The sequence below is a fragment of the Blautia sp. HCP3S3_C12 genome (assembly GCF_052064155.1).
Classification (GTDB): Bacteria; Bacillota; Clostridia; order Lachnospirales; family Lachnospiraceae; genus Blautia_A.
In genome coordinates, this window is record NZ_JBQHWC010000008.1 from 93,683 (window position 1) to 119,307 (window position 25,625).

A 25,625-nucleotide genomic window follows, 5' to 3' on the forward strand; every position below is an offset into this window, starting at 1 on the left:
ACCAGGAGGCAAAACGCTTCCTGGTTATTTTTGAGCTCAAATAACTGTTAATTATCTGTGTTTTCTACGTCTTCGGCATCGTCCGGATCATCGATGGATTTCATATCGTCATCTGAAGTATCTGCATCCATGGCGTTCAGCTCGTCCTCTGTAAGGGGCTGCAGATCATCTTCGAAAATCTCCTTGTTTGTAATATCATCCTCTGCCTTCTTGCCACAGCCGGACAGACCGATTGTAGCCAGAAGCATTCCTGTGAGTAAAAAATATTTAAATTTCTTCATAAATTTCATCCTTTCCATTTGGGGGTTCATTATTTGCTTATGAAATTTTTTGACGTCTGTAATATTAATGTAACCTTTTGTCATAATATTATAACAAAAATGTGCCTTTATGAAAAGACTTATTTATTGACGATTGTGTGAATTCTTTATATACTTTTAATAGTTGTACCCATTTCAGGGTGGCTTCTGTTATACATAATTTCCGGAAAGCTTTCCGGACAGAAAGAGAGAAAGTATATGTCTATACAAAAGAAACCTATAAGGGGAAGATCAGCAGCTTCAAGAAAAAGAAAGCTTCTGAGAAAATCCAGATATTACCAGAAGTCCTGCCAGAAACTGTATCTGGCAGCAGGGGTTGGGATATTTGTTTTTGTCTTTATATTAATCCTGGCAGGAATCAAAGGATGTGGTAATTACCGTCATGCAAAAAAAGCAGCCTCAGATAATGTGATTTCCATGAAAGCAACCCAGGATTCAGCTTCTGACAGCACAGATACAAAAGAAGCGGAGAATACAGTTACAATGTCTGCACCTGTGACTCTTACGCTGAGTGTGGTAGGCGACTGTACCCTGGGAACAGATGAGACCTTTGATTACAGCACCAGCTTAAATGCATACTACGAAAATAATGGAGCTGCCTATTTTCTGCAGAATGTAAAGAGCATTTTTGCAGCTGACGATCTGACCATTGCCAATTTTGAGGGCACTCTCACAGAATCAGATGCCAGGGAGGACAAAACCTTTGCCTTTAAAGGCCCGGCAGAGTTTACCTCAATTCTCACATCAGGTTCAGTGGAAGCAGTTACCACAGCCAATAACCACAGCCACGATTATGGTGATCAGGGCTATGAGGATACCATTGCAGCGCTGGATGCTGCAGGGATCGTAAATTTTGGCTATGATAAAACTGCTGTTATGGATGTAAAAGGTGTGAAAGTGGGACTGGTGGGAATATATGAACTGAAGGATCACCTGGAGAGAGAACAGCAGCTGAAAGATAATATTGCCAAAGTAAAGGCTGAGGGCGCCCAGCTGACCGTAGTGATCTTCCATTGGGGAAATGAGAAAGAGACCTGTCCTGACAGCAATCAGACAACTCTGGGCCGTCTGGCTATAGATGAGGGCGCAGATCTGGTATGCGGACATCATCCCCATGTTCTTCAGGGAATTGAGACCTACAAGGGGAAAAATATTGTGTACAGCCTGGGCAATTTCTGCTTCGGTGGAAACAGCGCCCCCAGTGATATGGACACCATGATCTACCAGCAGACCTTCACCATTGACCAGAATGGAGTAAAGACGGACAATGTGACCAATATCATTCCCTGCTCCATTTCCTCTGCAGCCTATGAGGGCTACAACAATTATCAGCCCACTCCGGAAGAGGGGGATGAGGCTGACAGGATCCTCTCAAAGATCAATGAGCGAACTGCTGAAATTTCCACTGCTGAGGGAACTACCTTTACAGCAGAAACCAGGAGTACAGATACTGTATCCGTTGCTTCCTCTGAGGATGAAAATACAGCAGAATAAGAACAGAAATTCATAATAAAAAGCTCCGTAACAGATACAAGGAAGTATCTTTACGGAGCTTTTTTGTGGGATATTCAAAGAATGTTTATGACAGATCTTCCTGTCCGGTCTGGAACTTATGACAGTACTTCGTTTTTCAGTTCCTCGCCGTTCATGTAAGCTCTGGCATTTTCCATAGTAGTCTCTGCAATATTGGTCAGCGCCTCTCTGGTAAAGAAGCCCTGATGGGAAGTCATAACTACATTTGGGAAGGAGAGCAGTCTCTGGGTGATAGAGCTTGGCAGGATCATTTCGGACATATCCTCAAATACGAAATCTGTTTCCTCCTCGTATACGTCCAGACCTACCGCAAAGAATTTATGCTCGCGGATGCCTGCGATCAGGTCATCTGTGCGGATCAGACCACCTCTGGAGGTATTGACAAGGATCACACCATCCTTCATTTTTTCGATGGTCTCTGCATTGATCAGATGTCTGGTTTCCTTGGTAAGCGGGCAGTGAAGACTGATCAGGTCACTCTGAGCCAGCAGTTCGTCCAAAGATACATATTCCACGCAATCCAGGTTTGGATTTGGGAAAAGATCATAAGCGATAACCTTCATACCAAAGCCTCTGCAGATTCTTGCCATAGCCTGACCGATTTTTCCGGTTCCGATGATGCCGGCGGTTTTGCCGTAGAAGTTTACACCCATCAGACCGCTTAATGCAAAATTATTCTCGCGGCATTTGATATATGCCTTGTGAGTGTGACGGTTGGCTGTGAGAGCCAGAGCCATGGCATGCTCAGCAACTGCCTCCGGAGAATATCCCGGGACACGGAGCACCTTTATACCATATTTATGGGCTGTTTCCAGATCTACGTTGTTGTAGCCTGCACAGCGCATAAGGATTAATTTAACACCCTGGTTATGGAGTTCCTCAATGATTTCAGTACCCAGGTCTGCATTTACAAAAGCACAGATTGCTTCATAGCCCTTGGCAAGGGAAGCAGTTTCCTCATGGATATTTGCTTCTGTAAATTTGATTGTGATTCCCGGGAAAGAGGGAAGAAGTTTTTCGAAAAATTCTTCGTCGTAGTTTTTTGTGCCGTAAAACAAAATTTTCATAAAAATATTCGCTCCTCTCTGGAAAAATAGATAATGGTGTGATATACTCACCGTGAACATCAGGACAGTAATAAAAGTCTGCCCCTGACATGATAATTATATACTATTTCAGACAGTATGAAAAGAGGAAACAGGATAAAAATTATCAAGTATTAAAAAAGATACATCATACGTAATGTGGAGGTAATTATGCAGGAAGTATATGTGAATGGAAGCGAATTTGATAGTGCACAGGAGATTCTGGAATATCTGAGGGATGAGATTGGACTGGATGCAGAGAATATCAATACCCTTTATGATGCACTGACAGCCGTAAGTGATGATACAAAGATCACCATGGATATGTCCGGGGTAACAGATGATGAGCTGCTGGATGCTATGGAACGTATGTCTGAGGTCATGGGAGATGCGGCAGATGACAGTGATTATCTGGAGATCACCTGTATAGAATAAACAGGCACATAAAATAGATAAAAATACATAGACAAAGTCAAAAAGGATTGCCGGTCCATTGTGGATCAGCAATCCTTTTTTTGCAGCAGATCAGCATTCTCCAAGAGAATACAGATCCTTGTAAAATTCCGGATAAGAAATATTCACGCAGTCTCCCTTTACAATATCCATGGTTCCGTCACAGATAGTTCCTGCCACAGCAAAAGACATGGCAATTCTGTGATCTAGATAGGAATTGATCTTGGCACCCTGGAGCGGTTTGCCTCCGTGGATGATCATACCGTCCTCTGTTGGCTGGATATCTGCACCCATACGGCGGAGCCCTTCGGTGACGACTGCAATACGGTCAGACTCCTTTACCTTCAGCTCTGCAGCATCGCGGATCACAGTGGTACCCTCTGCAAAAGCAGCCATTACAGCAATCATAGGGATCTCATCGATGAGCGTGGGGATAATAGAGCCCTCCACTGTTGTACCGTGAAGCTGACTGGAACGGATCAGCAGGTCTGCCACCGGCTCTCCCTCCTCATTAATATTCAGAAGGGTGATATCTGCACCCATGGCCCTGCACACCTTCAGGATTCCGTCTCTGGTAGGATTGATCCCTACATTCCGGAGAAGGATCTGACTGTCCGGGGTGAGAAGCCCTGCTGCAATAAAATAGGCAGCAGAGGAAATATCTCCAGGCACCTGGATTTCCCTGGCCTTTAACAAAGGTTCCGGCTCAATGGAGGCGGTAGTACCCTGTGAAGTAACTTTGGCCCCCAGATAATTCAACATGATCTCCGTGTGATTTCTGGAAAGTACGGGCTCTGTTACCCTGGTGATTCCATCTGCATACATACCTGCCAGAAGTACGCAGGACTTCACCTGGGCAGAAGCAACCGGTGACTGGTAGTGTACAGCCTGGAGAGACTTTCCTGTAATACGCAAAGGTGCACATCCATTTCCTTTTATACTGACAATATCTGCCCCCATAGACTGAAGGGGAGTCATGATCCTCTTCATAGGGCGGGACTGGATGGAGGCGTCACCGTTTAACTCACTGGTAAAAGACTGGCCTGCCAGAATGCCGGAGATCAGCCGGGTGGTGGTACCGCTGTTGCCTACATCCAGAATTTCTGAGGGCGCACTTAGACCGTGCAGACCCTTGCCGTGAACCAGAATCTCAGAAGCATTGCGCTCAATGTCTACGCCCATTTTGCGGAAACAGGAGATGGTGGAGAGACAGTCTGCACCCTCCAGAAAATGTGTGATCCTGGTAGTTCCCTGGGCAAGAGAGCCAAACATAACTGCCCGGTGGGAGATGGATTTGTCTCCCGGTACAGTCAGTTCCCCTCTCAGCCTTGTCTGTTTTTTGATTTCCATTTATGTTACCTACCGTTCGTATACAATATAGTTTCGCTTTTTAAGGAGAGCGGCTCCCTTTTCCATGGAGGATCCGTCATAGAATTCGATTTTTAAGACACCTTCCTCAAATTCCCGGTTATGGATAATGCCGATATTCTTGATACTGATCTTCTCCAGAGCCAGGATAGTGGCGATTGTGGCAATCCCTCCGGCCTCATCTGCAATATCCAGATAGAGCACATAGGCTTTCTTCAGGAGACCGCTGTCCACTACATCAATAGAATCTCTGTAATCCCTGGAGCTTGCAAACATCTGGTACAGGCTCTGGGAATCCTTGTTATCCACAAAGCAGCGGATCTGGATCAGAAGACGGATATAGTCATCCAGCACATTGGAAATATTCTTATTATTTTCCACGCAGATCTGCTCCCACATGATAGGGGAAGAGGAGGCAATACGGGTAATATCCCGGAAACCTCCGGCTGCGATGGTCTTCATATATTCCTGGTCACTGTCCAGCATGCTTACCAGATTTACAAGGGCAGAAGCAATGATATGAGGCAGGTGGCTTACACCTGCGGTGATAAAATCGTGTTCCTCACTGGTCAGTACCATGGGAATGGCACCCAGGGAAGAAATCAGCTCTGTAAAGTCTGTCAGACGGTCCAGAGGAATCTCTCCTCCCGGTGTGATGATATAATAAGCGTTTTCCAGAAGTCTGTCGCTGGAGGATTCAAAGCCGGTTTTTTCAGAGCCGGCCATGGGATGTCCGCCGATAAAGCAGGATTCCATACCCAGACGTTCTACCTCCTTATGGATGATGCCCTTTACACTGCCCACATCTGTGAGAATGGTATTGGGACCCAGGTGCTCCTTGAAATATTCCAGATACTGGACATTAAATTCCACAGGGGCACACAGGAAAATATAATCGCAGCCTGCAAAACGTTCATCATGTTCCTCGCATACAGCGTCGATCATATTGGAGCTTACTGCTGAGGCAAGTGTCTCCCGGTCCTGATCGTAAGCCAGGATCCTGTAATCGCTATGGTATTTTCGGATGGTTTTGACGATGGAACCGCCGATGAGACCAAGTCCGATAAAACCGATGGTTTTCATAAGTTTCTCTGTATCCTTTCAAATAGCAATTTATCAGTTGCGTACACAGGGTGTGCAGCAATTGTCATTCTGTATGACTTATACAGAAACAGTCTGCATATATTTTAAGATAGATAGGAAAAAAAGTCAATCAGCAGCAATACTTTTGCACATAAATAATTTAAAGCAATACAGTAAATAAAAGCCTCTCTGAATGGTGAAAAAACCAGATGATAAAAATGCCAGATAGTATTTTGGAACATAATAAAAAATATTGTTAAAATTACATAAAATGCTTGAAAATTACAAATAAATTTAGTAATATATAAACATATAGTTGCTGAGACAGAAATGAAAAAGATGAACAATCTGACTATTTCGGGGCTCAAACAGAGAAAAGCTCCCACAACAGCAGCGCATATCAGACAAACAGGGAGGTATTACAACATGGATGTATTTAGAACTGACCGAATCAGAAATGTAGTTCTTTTAGGGCATGGGGGTGCAGGCAAGACTACACTGGCTGAAGCAATGGCGTATCTGGCAGGAATGACCAGCAGGCTTGGCAGAGTTGAGGACGGCAATACTGTCAGCGATTTTGACAAAGAAGAGATAAAGAGACATTTTTCCATTTCCACAACATTGATCCCGGTACCATGGGATAAGGTGAAGGTCAATGTACTGGATACTCCCGGATACTTTGACTTTGTAGGAGAGGTAGAGGAAGCGGTAAGTGCGGCAGACGCAGCTGTGATCGTAGTCTCCGGCAAGACAGGCGTACAGGTGGGAACCCAGAAGGCATGGGAATTATGTGAGAAATATAAACTTCCGCGTATGATCTTCGTTACAGATATGGACGTAGATGATGTCAGCTACCGTAAGGTAGTAGAGCAGCTGACAGAACTCTATGGAAAGAAGATCGCACCTATCCATTTCCCGATCCGTGAGGATGGTAAATTCGTAGGTTATGTTAATGTAGTAAAACAGGCAGGACGTAGATTCATTGATAAGGCAGGTAAGGAAGAATGCCCGATTCCTGAATATCTGAATGAATATCTGGAGAAATATCATGAGATTCTTATGGAATCTGTAGCTGAGACCAGCGAGGAATTTATGGATCGTTACTTTGAGGGAGATACCTTCTCTGTGACAGAGGTTTCCGCAGCACTGGCTACCAATGTACAGGAAGCTGCTATTGTACCTGTATGCATGGGATCACCTATTAATCTCCGCGGCGTATCCAATCTGCTGGATGATATCTGTGGATATTTCCCAAGTCCGGACAAGCGTTCCTGCAATGGTATTGCAGTGAAGACAAATGAGATCTTCGAGGCAAATTATGACTTTGCAAAAACAAAATCTGCATATGTATGGAAAACAATCGCAGATCCGTTCCTTGGAAAATATTCTCTGATCAAGGTATGCTCCGGTGTTATCAAATCAGATGATACCTTGTTAAATGTAGAGAAGGGCGAAGAAGAACGTCTGAACAAGCTGTATGTACTGGAAGGCTCCAAGCCTATTGAAGTACCTGAGCTTCATGCCGGTGATATCGGTGCCATTGCCAAATTAAACAGTGTACAGACCGGAGACAGCCTTGCAACCAAAGCTACACCGATCATGTATCCAAAGGCACAGATCTCCGTCCCATATACCTGCAAGAGATTTAAGGCAGTGAAGAAGGGAGACGAGGATAAGATTTCCCAGGCACTGGCTAAGATGATGAGTGAGGACAAGACTCTCCGTGTAGTAAATGACAGTGCAAACCGCCAGAGTCTGATCTATGGTATTGGCGATCAGCATCTGGATATTGCAATGAATAAACTGAAAGAGCGCTACAAAGTAGATGTAGAGCTGAGCAAACCGAAGGTTCCGTTCCGTGAGACCATCCGCAAGAATTCCGATGTGGAAGGCAAGCATAAGAAACAGTCCGGCGGACATGGACAGTATGGTCATGTAAAGATGCGCTTTGAGCCATCCGGTGATCTGGAGAATCCTTATGTATTTGAGCAGGTAGTTGTAGGCGGTGCAGTGCCGAAGAACTACTTCCCTGCAGTTGAGAAGGGTCTGCAGGAATGCGTATTAAAGGGACCTCTGGCTGCATATCCTGTAGTTGGTGTGAAGGCTACTCTTTATGACGGATCCTATCATCCGGTAGACTCCTCAGAGATGGCATTCAAGATGGCAACGATCCTGGCCTTCAAGAAGGGCTTTATGGATGCATCCCCTGTACTTCTGGAGCCAATCGTATCCATGAAGGTTACAGTTCCGGATAAATATACAGGTGATGTTATGGGTGACCTGAACAAACGCCGCGGCCGTGTACTGGGTATGAATCCTGATCATCAGGGTAATACTATTATTGAGGCAGATGTACCTCAGCTGGAGATCTACGGATACTCCACAGACCTGCGTTCCATGACAGGCGGAAGCGGAGAATTTTCCTATGAATTTGCACGCTATGAGCAGGCTCCTTCTGATATCCAGGCAAAGGAAATCGAGGCAAGAGCAAGCAAGGTTGACAAAGCAGACGAATAATAGAATTTATATACCTATGAATTAAGAAGAAAACAGACAGAACTATCTCAGATATAGAGGTAGTTCTGCTTTTTTTTGTAAAAATCCCCTGTCCTGATTGACAATGGCGGGATAAACGATATACTGGACTCATATTAATCTCAGAAAGCAGGAAAATTAGTATGAAAAATAATAGAAAACTGGCTGCCCTGATACTGGCAGCTGCAATGACTGTCACCACACCCTACACAGCCTGGGGCGCAGATGTCTTTTCTGCAGGGGAATCCTTTGGGGATGGCACAGAGAGTATTCCCGGAATCCTGACTTCCATACTGGATTATGGACAGGTGGGAAAAGAATATAAGGTACAGCTGCAGGCGGATTCGGATGTGAGGTGGAGCCTGGCTTCCGACAGCCAGCTTCCCCCGGGCCTGACTTTGTTTCAGACAGGCCTGCTCTGCGGAGTTCCTCAAAAGGATGGTTACTTTCACTTTACAGTACAGGCAGATAACAACACAGGAAGAGCAGCCTGTGATCTGGACCTGACGATCATTGAGGCAGAACGGCCGGAAGAGAGATACAGACTGACCTCAGAGAATTCTCAGATCGACCTGGGAATCTATGCAGAGGGACAGCAGATTAATCGGGATTTTTCCCTTCAGAATACGGGCACAGAAGCACTCCATGTGGGGAAGCTTCCGGAGAGCCGGTATTTTGATCTTTCCTATGCATATGGGGATGAGGATACGGAGATCCCCACAGGAGCCTATGTGACACTGAAGGCAGAACTGAAGAAAAACCTGACTGCAGGAAAATATGAGGAGAATCTTACCTTTACCACAAAGGAGGGCGCTTCCTGCCAGGTAACCCTGAAGGTGATCCTGGGAGCCTCCTCTGAGAAGGAATATGATCTGACAGTAGATCATCCGGAGATATGTTTTACAGAGGATGATTTCTATGATCCGGAATTCCGTGTGGAAAAATATGTTTCTGTGAGAAATTCCGGCAAAAAGGAAACCAGGATCAGCGTGGATGCTTCAGGTCTGGAGCATTTTACAGTTGACGGCCAGAGCGCAAGGAATTCAGAGGATTTTGAAGAACAGGATGTGCAGAGACTGTTGAAGCCAGGGGAAAGCCTCCAGTTCTATATATTGCCAGGGGAGGAATACGGAACCTTTGATGAAACCTTTGATTTCCTGGCAGATGACGGCAGCAGATATCCGGTACATGTTACCATGAACAGAGAGCTGAATCCTGTAGAGAAGAAAAATCTGGAAATTACAGAAAATGACACAGCTGCCTTTCCTGAGCTACAGTGGGGCTACAAAACTTTGCCGGAGGCCAAAATCTATACTCTGAAAAATGTGTCAGACAAGGATCTGGATCTGACCTTCAACCGCAGCCAGGGATGCAGTGTAACCCTTTCCGGTAATACCCGTCTGGCTCCCGGAGAGAGCACAGAACTGCGGATTTTGCCTCAAAAGGGACTGGCAGCGGGAGAGCATTCCTTCCAGGTCACAGTTACTGCCAGAACTGCAGCAGGAGAGAAGACAACAGAAAATCTTTACAGCTCTTTCCGGGTAGGTACCCGTACTTATCAGGGACTGACTGCTTCGGTGGAGCCTGTGACAGGAATTACCAACGGTGTGGCCAAAACAGCAGAGGCTCTTCACCTGCCTGCACAGACCGTAGTCTATGGAGCAGAGAAGAATGGTGAGAAAACAACCTTTCCGGCAGGAATCATCTGGGATGTGGACGGATGTGATTATGATCCCCAAAATAAAGAAGCTCAGAAGTTTACGGTAACCGGTCATCTGGATCTGGAAGACGGGGAAAATAACACGGAAATGGATACCACCCTGCAGATCCAGGTACAGGTAGATGCTTATCAGGCGCTGAACAGACCGGTCTTTGATCTTTCTTGGGTTAAGGTGATCACCAACTATGTGCAGGTCAGCCTGAGGGATTTTTCCAATGAGGCAGAAGGATATGAACTTGTGACAGCTGCCACATCAGAGGATCTGGAAAAAGAGAATTATACAGCCCGGATGACAGTACCTGCAGCCCAAATGGCAGAGGGTACCGTAAATCTGAAATATCTGCCTGCAGGCAGCCATCTTCTGTACTGTAGGGCTTACAGAACTGTGGAAGGACAGCCGGAATACGGCCCATGGTCAGAAGGCACGGCCATTGAAGTAAAGGCAGTAACGCCTGAACCCCCTAAAATCGCAAAAACACAGGTGAAAAAATGTGATGTCAGACTAACACTGACAAATCCTCAGAAGGTGGATGGCTATGATGTGGTTGCAGCCAGAAGCGAAAAAGAAGGGGAACCGATAGATTATGTAAAGGTACAGACCAGATATTCCGGAGACAGCAGTCAGCTGGTCCTGAAGGGACTGCCTGCAGGCACCTGGTATATTGGTGTACACAGTTATACTTATCAGTCAGAATTTTCCACCACCAAGGTTCTGAGCAAATGGGCACCCTTACAGAAGGTTACCATAAAGACAGGGGCAGCAGCCCAGGCACCGACTGTAAAATCAGTAAAAACCTCCGGTCAGGGAAAAACAAGAAACACAACAGTAAGCTTTAAGCTGCCCAAGGGTGCCACAGGCACAGACTGGGTACTCTCCAAACAGGTATATAAAAATGACAAAGGAGCCTATACAGGAGTAGGCAGTTACAGCTACGTAGTAAAAAACCAGACAAAGAGCACCATCACCTTTGAAAAGGTACGCCCGGGAACCTATTACCTTACCGGCCACGCCTATACAAAGGGCTACGTCAAGAATTTCACCCGCTGGTCCCGGATCAGGAGAATTGTAATAAAATAGTAGGAATCGGGAAGGACTTACATTGACAAACGCTCTGTCATGAATTAAAATAAAATGAGTTTTTATAGGTAATGAATGGTTGCTGTGCTTCTATTGGGCAGTGATCATAGTATGTTGGAGGAAATATAAAATGAAATACCTGTTTAAAAAGATCGAGCCCAAGTGGCAGGCAAAATGGGAAGAAGCCAAAGTCTTTGAAGCCAAGGACAACAGCGACAAACCTAAATTCTACGGTTTAGTAGAGTTTCCATATCCAAGTGGTGCAGGAATGCACGTAGGACATATTAAAGCATATTCCAGTCTGGAGGTTATTTCCAGAAAACGTCGTATGGAGGGATACAATGTACTTTTCCCCATCGGATTTGATGCATTCGGTCTTCCTACAGAGAACTACGCAGTAAAGACAGGCACACATCCACGTATCATCACAGATGAGAACATTAAGAGATTCTCCAACCAGTTAAAGAGAGTAGGATTCTCCTTTGACTGGAACCGCGTGATTGATACTACAGACGAGGATTATTACAAATGGACACAGTGGATCTTCCTGAAAATGTTCGAAAAAGGTCTGGTATTCCGTGACAGAACACTGGTAAACTACTGCCCACACTGTAAGGTAGTCCTTTCCAATGAGGACAGCCAGGGCGGCAAATGTGATATCTGCCACAGCGATGTAGTTCAGAAGTCCAAGGATGTATGGTATCTGAGAATTACCCAGTATGCAGATAAGCTTCTGGAAGGTCTGGATCACGTAGACTATCCGGAGAACGTAAAACAGCAGCAGGTTCACTGGATCGGCAAATCCAAAGGTGCTTTTGTCAACTTTGATGTAGACGGAATCGATGAGAAACTGGAAATCTACACAACCAGACCGGACACCCTGTTCGGTGTTACCTTCATGGTAATCGCACCGGAGCATCCGATCATTGATAAATATGCAGACAAAGTTGGAAACATGGATGAGATCACTGCATATCGTAATGAGTGTGCCAAGAAGACAGAGTTCGAGAGAACCCAGCTTGTAAAAGAAAAAACAGGAGTAAGGATCCAGGGACTTGAGGGTATCAACCCTGTAAACGGCAAGAAAATCCCAATCTACATTGCAGATTATGTAATGATGGGATATGGCACAGGCGCTATTATGGCAGTACCTGCCCATGACCAGCGTGACTATGATTTTGCCAAGAAATTCGGCATTGATATTATTGAAGTAATCAAAGGCGGAGACATCTCCAAAGAAGCCTACACAGGAGACGGCGAGATGGTAAACTCCGATTTCCTCAACGGATATACAAAGAAAAAAGACTCCATTGAGCGTATGCTGGAAGAACTGGAAAAGAAAGGCATCGGTAAAGCAGGTGTTCAGTACAAGATGAAAGACTGGGCATTCAACCGTCAGAGATACTGGGGTGAGCCGATTCCGCTGATCCATTGCCCGAACTGTGGTGTTGTAGCAGTTCCGGAAAAGGAACTGCCTCTGCGTCTGCCGGATGTTAAGGACTTTGAGCCAGGGGAAGACGGACAGTCTCCACTTGCAAAGATTGACTCTTTCGTAAACTGCACCTGTCCGAAATGCGGCGCTGCAGCAAAACGAGAAACAGACACCATGCCTCAGTGGGCAGGATCCTCCTGGTATTTCCTGAGATATACAGATCCCCACAATACAAATGCACTGGCAGATATGGACAAACTGAAATACTGGATGCCTGTAGACTGGTACAACGGTGGTATGGAGCATGTTACCAGACATATGATCTATTCCAGATTCTGGCATCATTTCCTGTATGATCTGGGTGTAGTGAACACACCGGAACCATATGCAAAACGTTCCATTCAGGGACTGATCCTGGGACCGGACGGTGACAAGATGAGTAAATCCAAGGGCAACGTAGTAGATCCGCTGGATATTGTAGAGGAATACGGTGCAGATACTCTCCGTACCTATGTACTGTTCATGGGTGATTACGGTGCAGCTACTCCGTGGAGCGAAAGCTCTGTAAAGGGATGCAAGAAATTCCTGGACCGTGTGGCAGGACTGACAGATATCCTCAGCGAAGAATCCGTATCCGATGAGCTTGAAATGAAGCTTCACCGCACCATCAAAAAGGTTTCCGGAGATATTGAGAACCTGAAATTCAACACAGCCATCGCCAGCCTTATGACCCTGATCAACGAGATCACAGCAGAGGGACACTTAAGTAAGGACGACCTGGCTATCTTCATCAAACTGCTTAGCCCATTTGCACCTCATATCTGTGAGGAAATCTGGGAGTTCATCGGTGGAGAAGGCCTGCTGGCAGTAGCACCATGGCCGGAATACGATGAAGGCAAAACTATTGCCAAGACCATTGAAATCGGTGTACAGGTCAACGGTAAGGTAAGAGGCACCATCGTAATCCCTAATGGCTGCGAAAAGGAAAAAGCCTTCGAGATTGCCAAAGCAGATGAAAGAATTGCCTCCTTCCTGGAAGGCAAGAACCTGATCAAAGAGATTTACGTGCCGAACAAGATCGTGAACTTTGTTGCGAAATAAGACAAAAACAGAATATCTGATGCTCTGGGAACCATATGATTCCCGGATATCTGAATCAAAAGGGAGCTGCCGTAAAAAAGCAGCTCCTTTTTTGTCGAAAAAAATGTCATATAAAATGTCTTGACAGCCGTACCCGCGGAGAATATCTGTCTGCCTATCTGAAGTTTACACCATGGTATACGGTATTTTCTGTTTTCGTGTTCTGGATGCTGCGTTTGTACAACAGTGTATGGCGTTTTGCAAGCTACAGTGAGCTTATCAGGGTTGGCATCTCTACGGTGATCACCTTTCTGTTCCAGGCAGTTGGGATTACCCTTGTCATACAAAGATCATATCAAAGACCTCGAACAGCAGATACTGCTCCTGAAGGAACAGGTTGATTTCCTGACCCGTAAGTTATATGGCACAAGATCTGAGAAGGCATCGTCCCTTTCCGTTGAGGGGCAGATGTCTCTTTTTGAGGAGATTGAAAACAATGCAGATTCCTACACAAAAGAACCAGATCTTGTTGCAGTTGAAAAACATCTCCGAAAAAAGAAATATACCGGACAAAAAGTAATCGACCATTACCGTGAAACATACGAATGCAGGACATGCCGGAAAAAAGGCATGCCATATATGGAAAAAGCTCCCGCCCCCGCAGCACCGGTCATGCATTCCCTGGTGTCTGCATCTACGATCGTCTGGCTGATCCACCAGAAATTTGAACTTGGGATCCCGTTATACTGCCAGGAAAAAGAATGGGCGGATATCGGATTATGCATTACGTACTGGTACCGTATTCCATGCAAATACCACCGTCTACGCCCACTGGACGTATACCGGTGGCGGCGGCGTGAGGAAGAATAGCTGCAAATCATCGAAAAGTAAACAGGCTTATCTTAGAGGGATGGACTTAGGGATTTGCTGAAACTAGCGAATCAGCTTTCATAACGAGTTGTCCTTTCTAAAAAAGAAGAATCTACTTTTCAGTAGACTCTTCTTACAAGTAAGCGATACTCTACGCTTTGAAGCCCCCGTCGCTTGCGGAAGTTAAACATATACGTTGACTTCTTGGACGAACTCAAGAAATTGATACAGGGAACATTGCAAATGTATCAAAAATTGGGACGTTTGACTATGATGTATGTTTGTGTAACTATTGTTGGTTGCAAAGACCTATGTAACTATACGGTAAATGCATATGGAGCAAATACACCAACGAAAGTAGACCGCAATCAAATTGTTTGCACTCCAATCGAAATTCGGAATATTCAGGATGATGAGCAAGTAAGAGAAGGCATAGAAAACTGTATTCGGATGACGAAGTATTCACTTGGAATAAGAACCCCAAAATAAGAAAACGGGGGTAAAAAGATGAGGATTAAGTATTTTTCCACGTTATACACCGGCAAAATAATGCTGACTTTGAATAAATTCATCAAAACTCCTCATCCCTAAAATATGACCAAAAGATCACTGAAAAACACGAATTTTGTAATAATATAGTAACAGTTTGCCACAGAGATTTCAAGGAAAAAGGGGAATAAGGGATTATTTTCTGGGGGAAAAAGTCGTTAAAGAAAAAGCTGCACTATTTTGCGGATAACAAAAAAGTGCAATTTTTTTTTGCGCCTGTACAGCAAATTCGCAACATTTTTTGGTAGAACTGCAAATATCTTGAATTTTTTCTAAAGGGCGGCCATGCTATACTGGTATTATCAACAAGGGGAAAGCAAATAAAAGAAAAGGCTTTCCGGGATAACGTTTTTTTTAAATGGAGGAAGAAAAAATGAAGAAAAAAGTAATTAGCGTTCTGGCTGCAGCTGCAGTGGCAACATCCATGTTTGCAACACCTGTATTGGCTGATGGAAGTGCAACAGCGGGTGTTGTATGGTACAATTTCGCAGATACTTTTATCGCAAATGCCCGCCAGTGCTTAAACGGAATCGCAGCAGCAGATGGAACAATTTCCATCACAGACGCTGACAGCGAAAACGATATCAATACTCAGGGAAATAACGTAAACAACTTCTACACACAGGGCGTTAAATATCTGATCCTGAATAACATCAATATGACAGCAACAGATGATATTGCAAAACAGATGAAAGAAGAAGGCGTAGTTGGTATTTTTGCAAACACAACGAGCCCATCTGATGACGCATTTGCAGACAACGAGAATCTGTGGTATGTATCTTCCGTATCCACTCAGTCCGGTGAGAACATGGGTAATGCAATCGTTGATTACTTCAATACTCATGAGAATTGGGACAGAAACGGAAATGGAAAAGTTGATTACATTCTCCTTCAGGGTATTCAGACATTCAGTGATACCATCAACCGTTCTTCTTACAGCCTTGCAACAATTGAGGGTGCAGGATACGAGCTTGGAAGCTGCATCGGTGGTGATGATGTAACAGGCGTTAAAGGTGGAGATTCCATCAACGGTGTACTTTGCAACTTCTCCCGATCTGAAGCGCAGGAAAATGTAGAGGCACTTATTGCAAGCTTTGGTGATGACATTGACTGTATCATCGCAGATAACGATGATGAGGCACTTGGAGCAATCGCAGCACTTCAGGCTCATGGATATTTCACAAGCGATGAGAACACAATTCCGGTTGTTGGTGTTGATGCTACAGCTGCCGGATGTGAAGCAATCAAAAACGGAACTCTTCTTGAGACCAGCCTCAACAACCCTGTAAAACTTGCAAAATCCATTTATAAACTGATGTATCTGTTAGAGAACGGTGAGGAAGTTACCACTGAGTCTATTGGAATGGATGGTGTAAAGGTTGACGGACATAGAATCATGATCGACTATATTTCTATCACAGCTGACAATTTAGATGATGCAAGCTACGACATTACAGACACTTCATTCTAAATAACAAAAGTTTGGCCGCAAGGCTGCATAAAGAGGGACTGTAAAGCGTCCCTTTTTATTATTGCCAAGAGCAGAACAGGAGAGAATAAGCTATGAGTAATTCCGAATACGTGCTGGAAGCCGTAAATCTTACGAAAACCTTTCCTGGTGTAAAAGCACTGGATCAGGTTTCCTTAAGAGTCCGTCCCGGAACTGTGCATGCACTGATGGGAGAAAACGGAGCTGGCAAATCTACGCTGATGAAATGTATTTATGGAATCTATTCCCCGGATGAGGGAAATATTTCCATAAATGGAAAGCAGGTAAGTATTACCAGCCCAAGAAACGCCATGGATCAGGGAATTGCAATGATCCACCAGGAACTGCATCCTGTAAGACCGCAGACAGTGGCAGAAAATATTTTCCTTGGCAGGATCCCTTACAAAAATGTGGCAGGGGTACGTTGGGTAGATAAAGAAAGACTGATAAAAGAAACGGAAGAAGTATTTAAGAAACTGGGACTGGACATCAATCCAAAGCAGAAAGTTGCAGAGCTTTCCACATCCTACTGTCAGCTGATCGAGATTGCACGTTCTGTATCCATTGGTGCAAAGATCGTTATTATGGATGAACCTACATCCTCTCTTACAGAGACTGAAACAGCGATTTTGTTCCGTATTATCGATCAGCTAAAAAACGAAAACGTAGCAATTATTTATATTTCCCATAAAATTGATGAAATCCTTCAGATTTCAGATGACATCACAATTATGCGTGATGGACAAAATGTTGGTACATGGCCTGCAAGTGAAATGACAACAGATACTATTGTAAATAAAATGGTTGGACGTGAGATGACAGATCGTTTTCCACCGAAAAAGCATACACCAGGAGCAGAGTATCTGAAAGTTGAAAACTTTACAAGCACAAATCCTCACTCCTTTAAGGATGTAAGCTTTTCTGTAAAGAAAGGTGAGATTTTCGGAATCGGCGGACTTGTAGGTTCCCAGCGAAGCGAGCTGATGGAGGCTTTATTTGGATTACATGGAATTTCTTCCGGAAAGATTACTATTGAGGGAAAAGAAATCCACAACAGACAGCCCATCGATGCCATTAAAAACGGTATGGCACTGCTTACAGAGGATCGAAGAAAAACAGGTATTATCGGACCTGGATCCATTACAGATAATACTCTTGTTGTAGAGCAGAATGTAAATCCAAAACGGTATCACAAAGCAGGGCTTCCTTTTATTGATAAGGCAAAGAGAAACCAGGATGCACAGAAATATGTAGATATGCTTTCTACAAAAACTCCAAGCCTGAAAACTGCCATCAAAACCCTTTCCGGTGGTAATCAGCAGAAAGTACTTCTTGGACGCTGGCTTTTAAGTGAGCCGGATATCCTGATCCTGGATGAGCCTACACGAGGAATTGACGTAGGAGCAAAATATGAAATTTATGAATTAATGGAAGAAATGGCACAAAAGGGCAAATGTGTAATTATGATCAGTTCAGAGATGCCGGAACTTATGGGTATGTCTGATCGGATCATGGTAATGTGTGAAGGACATAAGTCCGGTATCCTGGATAAATCTGAAGTAACAGATGAGAAGATCATGTTGCTGGCAAGTACATATGAAGCCAATGGGGAGGATAAGAAATGAAATCAAAAAATATGTCAAAAATCCTGATGGATAATATTCTTTATATCTGTCTGTTACTGATGATCGTGATCATTGCGATAATTTCGCCGTCATTTATTTCCGTTCGTGTATTAAGTGATGTATTGACACAGAGTGCCCCGAAAATGCTTCTTGCTGTGGGTATGCTGGTTGTAATCATTGCCGGTGGTATGGATATGACCGTAGGACGACTTGCAGGTCTTGGTGCCGTTGTATCCGGAACACTTGCGCAGCAGTCCACTTATTACATTAAATTCTGGCCGTCACTGCCGGAAATGCCATTGATCGTACCAATCGTTGCTTCCATTATCATTGGTATTATCTCCGGAGTGATCACAGGTCTTATCATTTCAAAATTAAAGGTACCGGCTTTCCTTGCTGGTCTTGGACTTCAGCTGATCATTTACGGTGGAAACCTGTTGTTCATGAAAAAAGCACCGAACAACTCACAGCCTCTTGCAGGATTTAAAGAATCCTTTACAAAATTTGGTACAGGTTCTGTTGCTGGAGTTAACTATCTGATTATTGTTGCCTTTGTAGTTATGATTGCTGTTTACATTATCCTGAACATGACAACATTAGGTAAAAACATCTATGCTACAGGTGGTAACCGTGAGGCTGCAAAAGTAGCAGGTATCAACGTATTCAAAATCGATATGTTTGTTTATATCTTATCCGGAGCCCTTGCAGCTCTTGCAGGATGTATGCTTGCAGCACGTACCGGAAGTGCCAATGCAACATATGCAGAAGGTTATGAAATGGATGCCATCGCAAGCTGTATCATCGGTGGTGCTTCCTTCACAGGTGGTATTGGTAATGTACCGGGAGCTTTCCTGGGAGTTATTATTTTCAGTGTTATCAGCTATGGTCTTACATTTGTAGGTTTAAGCTCCTACTGGCAGAACATTGCAAAAGGACTTATCATCATCGTAGCAGTTGCACTTGATATGAGAAAATACGGTTCAGACAAATAAAAAAATGTATCAGACTATCCGGGATTCTGCTAGCAGGATACCGGATAGTTGCGTTTGGAAAAAACGTAAAAGACGAAAACGTGATCTGGGTAATTGTCTAAAAGAATGAAAAGTGAGATAATGGACACATTCTAAGGAAATAAAGGAGACTGACTATGCCTGAAAAAAAGAAATCGGTGGCAGGAATACTTACGCTTCTGGTTTTATGCTGCGTGCTTGGAGGCTGTAAGGCAGGTATACCGGTTGCCGGAACAGATATAACCAGGGTGACTGTGATCCTGCCTCATTTCGATGATGGATACTGGATGCTGATTGAAGAAGGAATCGAACAATCCGGGGAGAAACTGAAGAAGAGCTGCGGGATGGATATCAAAATACTCAAGCCTCAGCTGAACTACAATATTCCTCAGATGGTGGAGCTTTTGAAGCAGCAGATTGCGGCTAAGGTAGATGTGCTGGTGGTACAGGGAAATGAGGATGAAGAATACATTGATACATTAAAAGAGGCGTGGAGTGAGGGAATTCAGATTATCTGTGTGGATACAGATATTAAAAGTTTTCCGGAGCATCTGTATATCGGAACAGATAATTATGAAGCAGGGAAAATGCTGGGAGAAGAACTGATAAACGTAACAGATGGAGAAGCCAATGTTGCGTTGATTTCCGGTGAACCGGGATTTTCCAATCTGGAGGAAAGACTGGAAGGACTTCAGGACGCGGTCAAGGATTATCCCAAAATCCATCTTGGGGATGTACAGTATGACAATTATGACGGGCTTACAGTTATGAAAATGTACTACCAGAATACAGAAGGCGCAGATACCATTGTCTTTTTGGAGGGAACGGGAGGAGTGACAATCAGTTCCCAGCTTAAACAGAGGGACGATCAGTACGAACATATTCTTGGATTTGATGCTTTTTACGGTGTAATAAGCGGGGCGATAGATGGAATTATCAAACAGGATACCAATATGATGGGAGAACAGGTAGTAGAAGAAATTGCAAATTTTATCCGGAATGGAGAATACAGCTCAGAAACGGTTTATACAGATACACAGTGGCTGACAGTGGAAAATTACCACAGCATTCTTTCCGATGCAGAACTAGAATATGCCCAAAAATGGAACAGCGGAGGAAGAACACAATGAAAAAGGCGCGTTTCCTTAACTCAGTTGGGAAAAAATATATTGTAGGCTATGTCATCGTAGCAGTTTTTTCAGTAATTCTTCTTATGGTCGCTGTTATATGTAACAACTATGTGTCAGGTCAGTATGACAATGCTATCGGTGAAATGATTTCCATAAACAATCTGGAAAATAGCGTAGAAGTCTTAAATGGCGACATAAACATGGCATACCTGTATCTGTTAGAAGAAGGAACCGAAAATTATGAGCAGGACAGGAAGAGTGCTGAACAGTATTTAAAAATAGTGAAGGAGCTTCAGGAGAAAAGCTTTGTCAGGGAGGTAACAGATGCATACTGTACAGTGGAAAGCTTTCTTGGAAAATCTGATTTTCTGACAGATGCCTTGCGGAGATATTTTGAAAGCGATAAGCAGACGGGATTTGAAAAACTGGAAAACAGCTACAATGAGCTTCAGGAGATTTATTCTTACGTTATCCTTCGTTTTCAGAAAGCATATTCGGTAAAACTGAATAAATTAAGTCAGTTGGAAAACAGGCTGAATGCTCTTCAACGAAATATATTGCGGCTGCAGATCGGTATGATCGTGTGTACTCTTATATGCATTGGTCTGTATCTGACCAGGGTTATTATGGAGGTTTCAAGATCTATTGCAACCATGCAAAAGGGTGTGGAATCCATTCAGGATAATGTGCTAAGTGCAGAGCCCATTCAGATTGAAAGCAATGATGAGTTTGAAGAATTTGCAGCTGCTTTTAACAAAATGACCAGCATTATCCAGAAACAGATGCGGGAAATTGAAGAAAATGCAGATATCAAAGAGCGCCTTGCAGAAATGGAAATCAAAAATCTGAAAATGTTCAGTGAATTGCAAAGAAGTCATCTGGACTTTCTGCAGTCCAGGGTAAATCCTCATTTTTTGTTTAATACTTTAAATATGATTTCTTCCCTTGCAAGGATCGAGAATGCAGATCAGTGTGCAGAACTTATGGAAACGACAGCAGCCTTTTTACGGTATAATCTGGATAATATCAGCAAAACCGTTCCATTGGAAAAAGAAGTGGAAAATTTGAAAGACTATGTGGCGATTCAGGAATGCCGTTATGGTGGTCGATACCAGTACACCTTTGAAATTGATGAGCGGTGCCTGGATTATAAAATGCCCTGTATGATCCTTCAGCCAATGGTGGAAAATGCCATTCAGCATGGGATTGCTATGATGCTTGAGAACGGCCATGTATGGATCAGGATATATCCACAGGGGAACTGCGTATGTCTGGAGGTACAGGATAACGGTGTGGGAATGACTGAGGAACAGATCAGAAGTATCTATGAAGATTTTCAGGAAAATAAATCCTCCGGCAATCATATCGGTATCCGGAATATTTACCGCAGATTAAGTCTGTATTATCATAATGACCTGAAATTTGAATTTTATAATATGGATCCGGGGTTGAAAATATTTATTTCTCTACCAGGAGGTGATGATGACAATGAAATATACAATGGTAATCGCTGATGATGAGCCGGTGGTTTTGAAAAGTACAGAGCTTTTTCTGAAAAAAGAATTTCCGGATATCGAAATTGTAGGAATGGCAGAAAACGGGATTAAACTGAAAGAAATGCTGGAAGCCTATAAACCGGATATGGCAATTGTGGATATCCGCATGCCGGGACTTTCGGGAATTGAGGTCATTGAACTGTTACAGCACAAAAAATGTTCCACTCATTTTATTATCAGTACAGCATACAGTGATTTTGGTTACATAAAAAAGGCGCTTGATCTGAAAACAGACGGTTATCTTGTAAAGCCTTCCAAACGGGAAGAAAAACTGGAAGTGATCGGGAAGCTTTGCAGGACTGTGGAAGAGGAGAAAAAGATAAATCTGCGCCAGGATGGAATTGAATCTGCCTTGGGAGTGGTGAATTCCGTACTTGGCAGTGAGATTCTTATGTCGGTATTTTCTGATAACTGCGACAATAAGGAATTTGATGCATACTGCAATATCAACAATATTCAATTTTTCGGCGGCTGTATTGCTACATTTCTTCCCCAGACCAAAACAGACCTCAGCAAAAAGGAATTAAATAATGAACTGGAGAAATGCCTGACTGGTTTCTGTGATTTTCTTGCAACCATTACCTCAAAGGGAATTGTGGTGATGTTTTTTGTCCAGGAGGAAGTGGAAAAGGAAAAAAGAAGGGAATGGAGCAATGATCTTGCATCCCTTGTGGCAGAGTGCCTGAAGGAAAGGACAAAAGTAGAGTACCTTTATGGAACTGGAAATGTGTATGACTCTTTTGAAAAAATGTCAGATTCCTACAGGGACAGTGTTCAAATGCTGCAGATCAACTGCAGGGAAGAAGGAAGCATTCCTAAAGAGAGTTCAGATAAAATACAGGATTATGTGGATGAGACCAAACGTTATATTGACATCTGGTTTCGGAAGGATATTTCCCTTATGGACTGTGCCCAGAATGTGGGAATCAGCTCCTACTATTTAAGCCATATTTTCCGGGAAAGAACGGGAACGACTTTTGTGGAATATCTGTCAGGTGTGCGTATGCAGGAGGCAAAAAGGCTTTGTATCCAGACGGATCTGACACTAAATGAAATATCCGAGAAATGCGGATATGTAAATTTGACTTATTTTTGCAAGGTATTTAAAAGGATTACAGGAATGACAATCAGTGAATATCGGAAAAGTCAGGAAGAGTAGAAATAGTATGAACGTGAAAACTCGTGTAAAAGCATATTTTTACATAGATTGCCAATATACTTTAGAGCAGAAAGGATGAAAAACTATGTCACAGGCAAGCGATACAATGAGAAGAGAATGGAAGATCAATGATGCAAAAAGAGATGCAGGGCTGACAACACCGGATGATATCCAGCGTTTTGATGATATTCAGTATGGCCCGGATCCGGTGGAAAACAAACTGGATGTATACCGTCCAAAGAATGCACAGGGAAAAATCCCGGTTATCGTGAGTGTACATGGCGGTGGATGGGTATACGGTGATAAAGAGCTGTATCAGTTTTATGGGATGACTCTTGCACAGCGTGGTTTTGCAGTTGTGAATTTCACCTACCGTTTAGCACCGGAAGTAAAATTCCCGGCACCTCTTGAGGATACCAATAATGTGATCAACTGGATGTATGAGAACCAGGAAGAATATGGCCTTGATATGAACCACGTATTTATGGTAGGCGATTCTGCAGGCGGACATCTCTGTGGCCTTTACAGCGCCATCTGCACGAACCCGGAGTATGCTGTCAATTATACGTTCAAAGTGCCAGATGGATTTGTTCCCCAGGCAGTAGCCCTGAACTGTGGCGCTTACAATCCCTTCAGTAAGGAAGGTGTTCTTGGAGGCGAGCAGGATCAGGAGCTTATGGAGGATTTCCTTCCGGAAAAAGGTTCTGCAAAGGAACGTGCCCTTGTCAATGTAACGGATCATGTAACAGAAAATTTTCCACCGGTTTATCTGATGACCTGTGTAGGAGATTTCTGCCGTCCACAGGCACCCCTTCTGGAGGCTGCATTAAAGAAAAATGGGGTTTACTATGAGTTCAAGACTTATGGAACAGAGGAAAATCCACTGTATCATGTATTCCATGTGACCATTCAGGAGCCGGAAGGACAGAAATGCAATGATGAGGAATGTGATTTCTTCAGAAGAATGATGAAAAATAACTAATAAACAGATATAAAGATGTGAAAAAATACGCTTCCAAAAAGAATCTGAGATTTATGACAAGATCCTTTTGGGAGTGTTTTGCAGTGTGGGGAGATGAAATAAAATAATTCATACGTCCTTTTTATGCAGGTCTTCTTTGATCTGGGTGGTGGATGTTACATATCGGGGCAGACTGTGTGCACATTGGGGGGCATGGGGGTCAGACCCGTGCGCCCAGTAAAGGGCACTTCACCGAGCAGGCGGAAATCCTGCACGAAAAGAGAATAACCACCTCATTCGTTAGTGAGTCTTGCATGGCTCTGGGTAACTGGAATCATGAAGCGTAGACAGCGAGGTAACAGGGTGAGTATTGAGCACTAAAATCCCTTAATCTAGGAAGCTGACCAAGTGGGTCTCTGGGAAGGCAACATGTGGGTTTATCGCTATGGTGAGATTTCACACATTCCTACGGTGTCATAGACCTCATCATGTTATACACTGGTGAAGTTGTCAACTGAGGGAGAACCTGTTGTTTCCTGTGTAAGTATAACATGGGTATGTCTAACAACTGAAAAGGGAGAAAGGCAAAAGAATGACAGGTAGTCGGATGCCCGCATAGTACCAATGAAGCTATGAACAAAATAAATAGTGGAGGGAAGGCGAAAAGATGCTGTTCCTCACAGCATTGGCATACGGAATCATATCGAAAAGGAAACATTATCTGCACACAGAGGTAGAAGAATAATGGAAACGAAACTGGAGAGAATATCACAGCTATCAGAAGAAAATCCAAACATGGTATTTACATCTATTGGACACCTGATCAATAAAGAAATGCTGAAAAAGTGTCATGAAACGATGCAGAAGGATAAGGCGACAGGAATAGATGGGATAACAAAAGAAGAATACGGGAAACACCTGGAAGAAAATATAGAGAAACTTGTAGAAAGACTTAAGAATCGTTCCTACAAACCCAAGCCTGCCAGAAGGGTGGAAATACCTAAACCAAATGGGAAAACCCGTCCATTGAGTATACATTGTTACGAAGATAAACTTGTGCAGGAGGCTCTGCACAGAATCCTGGAGGCAGTATATGAGCCACACTTCTATGATGAAATGATGGGATTCCGCCCAAACCGTAGCTGTCATAAGGCGCTCAAACTCCTAAACACAATGATAGAGAACAATAATACGAACTATATATTGGATGCGGATATAAAAGGATTCTTTGACAATCTGGACCATGAATGGATAATCAAATTTGTAGAATCAAGGATAAAAGATGCTAATATAACCAGACTGATGCGGCGTATGCTGAGAGCAGGAATCATGAAGGACTATAACTATGAAGTAGAAGAAAGCGGTTCTGGACAGGGGAGTGTATGCTCACCAATAATCGCAAATATCTACATGCATTATGTTCTGTTATGGTGGTTCAAGGAAAAGATACAGCCGTTGCTGAAGGGATTTAGTGGAGCGGTAGTCTATGCAGATGATTGTGCGCCACGAAGGCGAGGACTTGTGGCATGAAGCCAAACAAGTATAGCCATGCTGTGTGAATGATGATGGCAGGCCCATCGGAACCGCCA

General features: G+C 43.6%; 17 protein-coding genes and 1 pseudogene. 14 read left to right on the forward strand and 4 right to left on the reverse strand.

The window, feature by feature from the left end; translation table 11 throughout:
• Nucleotides 1-47: 47 nt before the first annotated feature.
• The gene (locus tag ACTNDS_RS08740) at nucleotides 48-281 is read right to left on the reverse strand and encodes a hypothetical protein (protein WP_173742997.1); all 234 of its coding nucleotides are present in this window, start codon (nucleotides 279-281) and stop codon (nucleotides 48-50) included.
• Between the two features lie 237 nt (nucleotides 282-518).
• Here ACTNDS_RS08740 and ACTNDS_RS08745 point away from each other — a divergent pair, with 237 nt between their 5' ends.
• Nucleotides 519-1,814, forward strand: a complete 1,296-nt coding sequence (locus ACTNDS_RS08745; RefSeq protein WP_441035089.1) for a CapA family protein — start codon at nucleotides 519-521, stop codon at nucleotides 1,812-1,814.
• Between the two features lie 116 nt (nucleotides 1,815-1,930).
• On the opposite strand, the gene ACTNDS_RS08750 is transcribed toward ACTNDS_RS08745, so the two are convergent.
• On the reverse strand, nucleotides 1,931-2,920 hold the full coding sequence (locus ACTNDS_RS08750; protein WP_433844193.1) for a 2-hydroxyacid dehydrogenase: 990 nt from the start codon (nucleotides 2,918-2,920) through the stop codon (nucleotides 1,931-1,933).
• Nucleotides 2,921-3,109: 189 nt separating this feature from the next.
• Here ACTNDS_RS08750 and ACTNDS_RS08755 point away from each other — a divergent pair, with 189 nt between their 5' ends.
• Nucleotides 3,110-3,373 carry a barstar family protein gene (locus tag ACTNDS_RS08755; RefSeq protein WP_019161362.1) on the forward strand — a complete coding sequence of 88 codons (264 nt, stop codon included), beginning with the start codon at nucleotides 3,110-3,112 and terminating at the stop codon, nucleotides 3,371-3,373.
• A 90-nt stretch (nucleotides 3,374-3,463) separates the two neighbouring features.
• On the opposite strand, the gene aroA is transcribed toward ACTNDS_RS08755, so the two are convergent.
• Nucleotides 3,464-4,741, reverse strand: coding sequence for a 3-phosphoshikimate 1-carboxyvinyltransferase (gene aroA / locus ACTNDS_RS08760; RefSeq protein WP_441035091.1), 1,278 nt, complete (start codon nucleotides 4,739-4,741; stop codon nucleotides 3,464-3,466).
• Nucleotides 4,742-4,750: 9 nt separating this feature from the next.
• Nucleotides 4,751-5,842 (reverse strand): prephenate dehydrogenase/arogenate dehydrogenase family protein, encoded by a 1,092-nt coding sequence (locus ACTNDS_RS08765; RefSeq protein WP_441035093.1) that lies wholly within the window; start codon nucleotides 5,840-5,842, stop codon nucleotides 4,751-4,753.
• Between the two features lie 426 nt (nucleotides 5,843-6,268).
• Between ACTNDS_RS08765 and ACTNDS_RS08770 the strand changes: the two genes are divergently transcribed.
• The 12 genes and pseudogenes from ACTNDS_RS08770 to ACTNDS_RS08825 all read left to right on the forward strand — a co-directional run bounded on the left by ACTNDS_RS08770 (nucleotide 6,269) and on the right by ACTNDS_RS08825 (nucleotide 25,566).
• On the forward strand, nucleotides 6,269-8,359 hold the full coding sequence (locus tag ACTNDS_RS08770) for an elongation factor G (protein WP_441035095.1): 2,091 nt from the start codon (nucleotides 6,269-6,271) through the stop codon (nucleotides 8,357-8,359).
• A gap of 161 nt (nucleotides 8,360-8,520) precedes the next feature.
• Nucleotides 8,521-11,175, forward strand: coding sequence for a hypothetical protein (locus tag ACTNDS_RS08775; protein ID WP_441035096.1), 2,655 nt, complete (start codon nucleotides 8,521-8,523; stop codon nucleotides 11,173-11,175).
• Nucleotides 11,176-11,305: 130 nt separating this feature from the next.
• Nucleotides 11,306-13,708: a leucine--tRNA ligase gene (gene leuS / locus ACTNDS_RS08780; protein WP_173743004.1), complete on the forward strand. Its 2,403-nt coding sequence runs from the start codon at nucleotides 11,306-11,308 to the stop codon at nucleotides 13,706-13,708.
• 303 nt (nucleotides 13,709-14,011) lie between these two features.
• A pseudogene (locus tag ACTNDS_RS08785) lies at nucleotides 14,012-14,467 on the forward strand (IS66 family transposase); the annotation flags it as partial.
• Nucleotides 14,468-15,479: 1,012 nt separating this feature from the next.
• Nucleotides 15,480-16,577: a substrate-binding domain-containing protein gene (locus ACTNDS_RS08790; RefSeq protein ID WP_308782291.1), complete on the forward strand. Its 1,098-nt coding sequence runs from the start codon at nucleotides 15,480-15,482 to the stop codon at nucleotides 16,575-16,577.
• 92 nt (nucleotides 16,578-16,669) lie between these two features.
• Nucleotides 16,670-18,220 (forward strand): sugar ABC transporter ATP-binding protein, encoded by a 1,551-nt coding sequence (locus tag ACTNDS_RS08795; protein WP_441035098.1) that lies wholly within the window; start codon nucleotides 16,670-16,672, stop codon nucleotides 18,218-18,220.
• Nucleotides 18,217-19,212: an ABC transporter permease subunit gene (locus tag ACTNDS_RS08800; protein WP_441035100.1), complete on the forward strand. Its 996-nt coding sequence runs from the start codon at nucleotides 18,217-18,219 to the stop codon at nucleotides 19,210-19,212. The genes ACTNDS_RS08795 and ACTNDS_RS08800 overlap by 4 nt, the downstream gene beginning before the upstream one ends.
• A 155-nt stretch (nucleotides 19,213-19,367) precedes the next feature.
• Nucleotides 19,368-20,360 carry a sugar ABC transporter substrate-binding protein gene (locus ACTNDS_RS08805; RefSeq protein WP_441035102.1) on the forward strand — a complete coding sequence of 331 codons (993 nt, stop codon included), beginning with the start codon at nucleotides 19,368-19,370 and terminating at the stop codon, nucleotides 20,358-20,360.
• Nucleotides 20,357-21,874, forward strand: coding sequence for a sensor histidine kinase (locus tag ACTNDS_RS08810; RefSeq protein WP_441035104.1), 1,518 nt, complete (start codon nucleotides 20,357-20,359; stop codon nucleotides 21,872-21,874). The genes ACTNDS_RS08805 and ACTNDS_RS08810 overlap by 4 nt, the downstream gene beginning before the upstream one ends.
• A complete protein-coding gene (locus ACTNDS_RS08815) occupies nucleotides 21,849-23,075 on the forward strand; it encodes a response regulator transcription factor (RefSeq protein WP_441035106.1) in 1,227 nt (408 codons plus the stop codon). Before ACTNDS_RS08810 ends, ACTNDS_RS08815 begins: the two co-directional genes overlap by 26 nt.
• 85 nt (nucleotides 23,076-23,160) lie before the next feature.
• Complete coding sequence (locus tag ACTNDS_RS08820; RefSeq protein ID WP_441035108.1) at nucleotides 23,161-24,057, forward strand: alpha/beta hydrolase; 897 nt, start codon at nucleotides 23,161-23,163, stop codon at nucleotides 24,055-24,057.
• Between the two features lie 723 nt (nucleotides 24,058-24,780).
• The gene (locus ACTNDS_RS08825) at nucleotides 24,781-25,566 is read left to right on the forward strand and encodes a reverse transcriptase domain-containing protein (protein WP_441035110.1); all 786 of its coding nucleotides are present in this window, start codon (nucleotides 24,781-24,783) and stop codon (nucleotides 25,564-25,566) included.
• The last annotated feature ends 59 nt before the right edge of the window (nucleotides 25,567-25,625 follow it).

What these genes read in the sequence shown, in the direction of transcription:
- leuS (WP_173743004.1), top strand. Translation starts at nt 11,306, where the DNA reads ATGAAATACCTGTTTAAAAAGATCGAGCCCAAGTGGCAGGCAAAATGG.
- ACTNDS_RS08745 (WP_441035089.1), top strand. Translation starts at nt 519, where the DNA reads ATGTCTATACAAAAGAAACCTATAAGGGGAAGATCAGCAGCTTCAAGA.
- ACTNDS_RS08820 (WP_441035108.1), top strand. Translation starts at nt 23,161, where the DNA reads ATGTCACAGGCAAGCGATACAATGAGAAGAGAATGGAAGATCAATGAT.
- ACTNDS_RS08800 (WP_441035100.1), top strand. Translation starts at nt 18,217, where the DNA reads ATGAAATCAAAAAATATGTCAAAAATCCTGATGGATAATATTCTTTAT.
- ACTNDS_RS08790 (WP_308782291.1), top strand. Translation starts at nt 15,480, where the DNA reads ATGAAGAAAAAAGTAATTAGCGTTCTGGCTGCAGCTGCAGTGGCAACA.
- ACTNDS_RS08795 (WP_441035098.1), top strand. Translation starts at nt 16,670, where the DNA reads ATGAGTAATTCCGAATACGTGCTGGAAGCCGTAAATCTTACGAAAACC.
- ACTNDS_RS08810 (WP_441035104.1), top strand. Translation starts at nt 20,357, where the DNA reads ATGAAAAAGGCGCGTTTCCTTAACTCAGTTGGGAAAAAATATATTGTA.
- ACTNDS_RS08770 (WP_441035095.1), top strand. Translation starts at nt 6,269, where the DNA reads ATGGATGTATTTAGAACTGACCGAATCAGAAATGTAGTTCTTTTAGGG.
- ACTNDS_RS08755 (WP_019161362.1), top strand. Translation starts at nt 3,110, where the DNA reads ATGCAGGAAGTATATGTGAATGGAAGCGAATTTGATAGTGCACAGGAG.
- ACTNDS_RS08775 (WP_441035096.1), top strand. Translation starts at nt 8,521, where the DNA reads ATGAAAAATAATAGAAAACTGGCTGCCCTGATACTGGCAGCTGCAATG.
- ACTNDS_RS08765 (WP_441035093.1), bottom strand. Translation starts at nt 5,842, where the DNA reads ATGAAAACCATCGGTTTTATCGGACTTGGTCTCATCGGCGGTTCCATC.
- ACTNDS_RS08740 (WP_173742997.1), bottom strand. Translation starts at nt 281, where the DNA reads ATGAAGAAATTTAAATATTTTTTACTCACAGGAATGCTTCTGGCTACA.
- aroA (WP_441035091.1), bottom strand. Translation starts at nt 4,741, where the DNA reads ATGGAAATCAAAAAACAGACAAGGCTGAGAGGGGAACTGACTGTACCG.
- ACTNDS_RS08825 (WP_441035110.1), top strand. Translation starts at nt 24,781, where the DNA reads ATGGAAACGAAACTGGAGAGAATATCACAGCTATCAGAAGAAAATCCA.
- ACTNDS_RS08750 (WP_433844193.1), bottom strand. Translation starts at nt 2,920, where the DNA reads ATGAAAATTTTGTTTTACGGCACAAAAAACTACGACGAAGAATTTTTC.
- ACTNDS_RS08805 (WP_441035102.1), top strand. Translation starts at nt 19,368, where the DNA reads ATGCCTGAAAAAAAGAAATCGGTGGCAGGAATACTTACGCTTCTGGTT.
- ACTNDS_RS08815 (WP_441035106.1), top strand. Translation starts at nt 21,849, where the DNA reads ATGAAATATACAATGGTAATCGCTGATGATGAGCCGGTGGTTTTGAAA.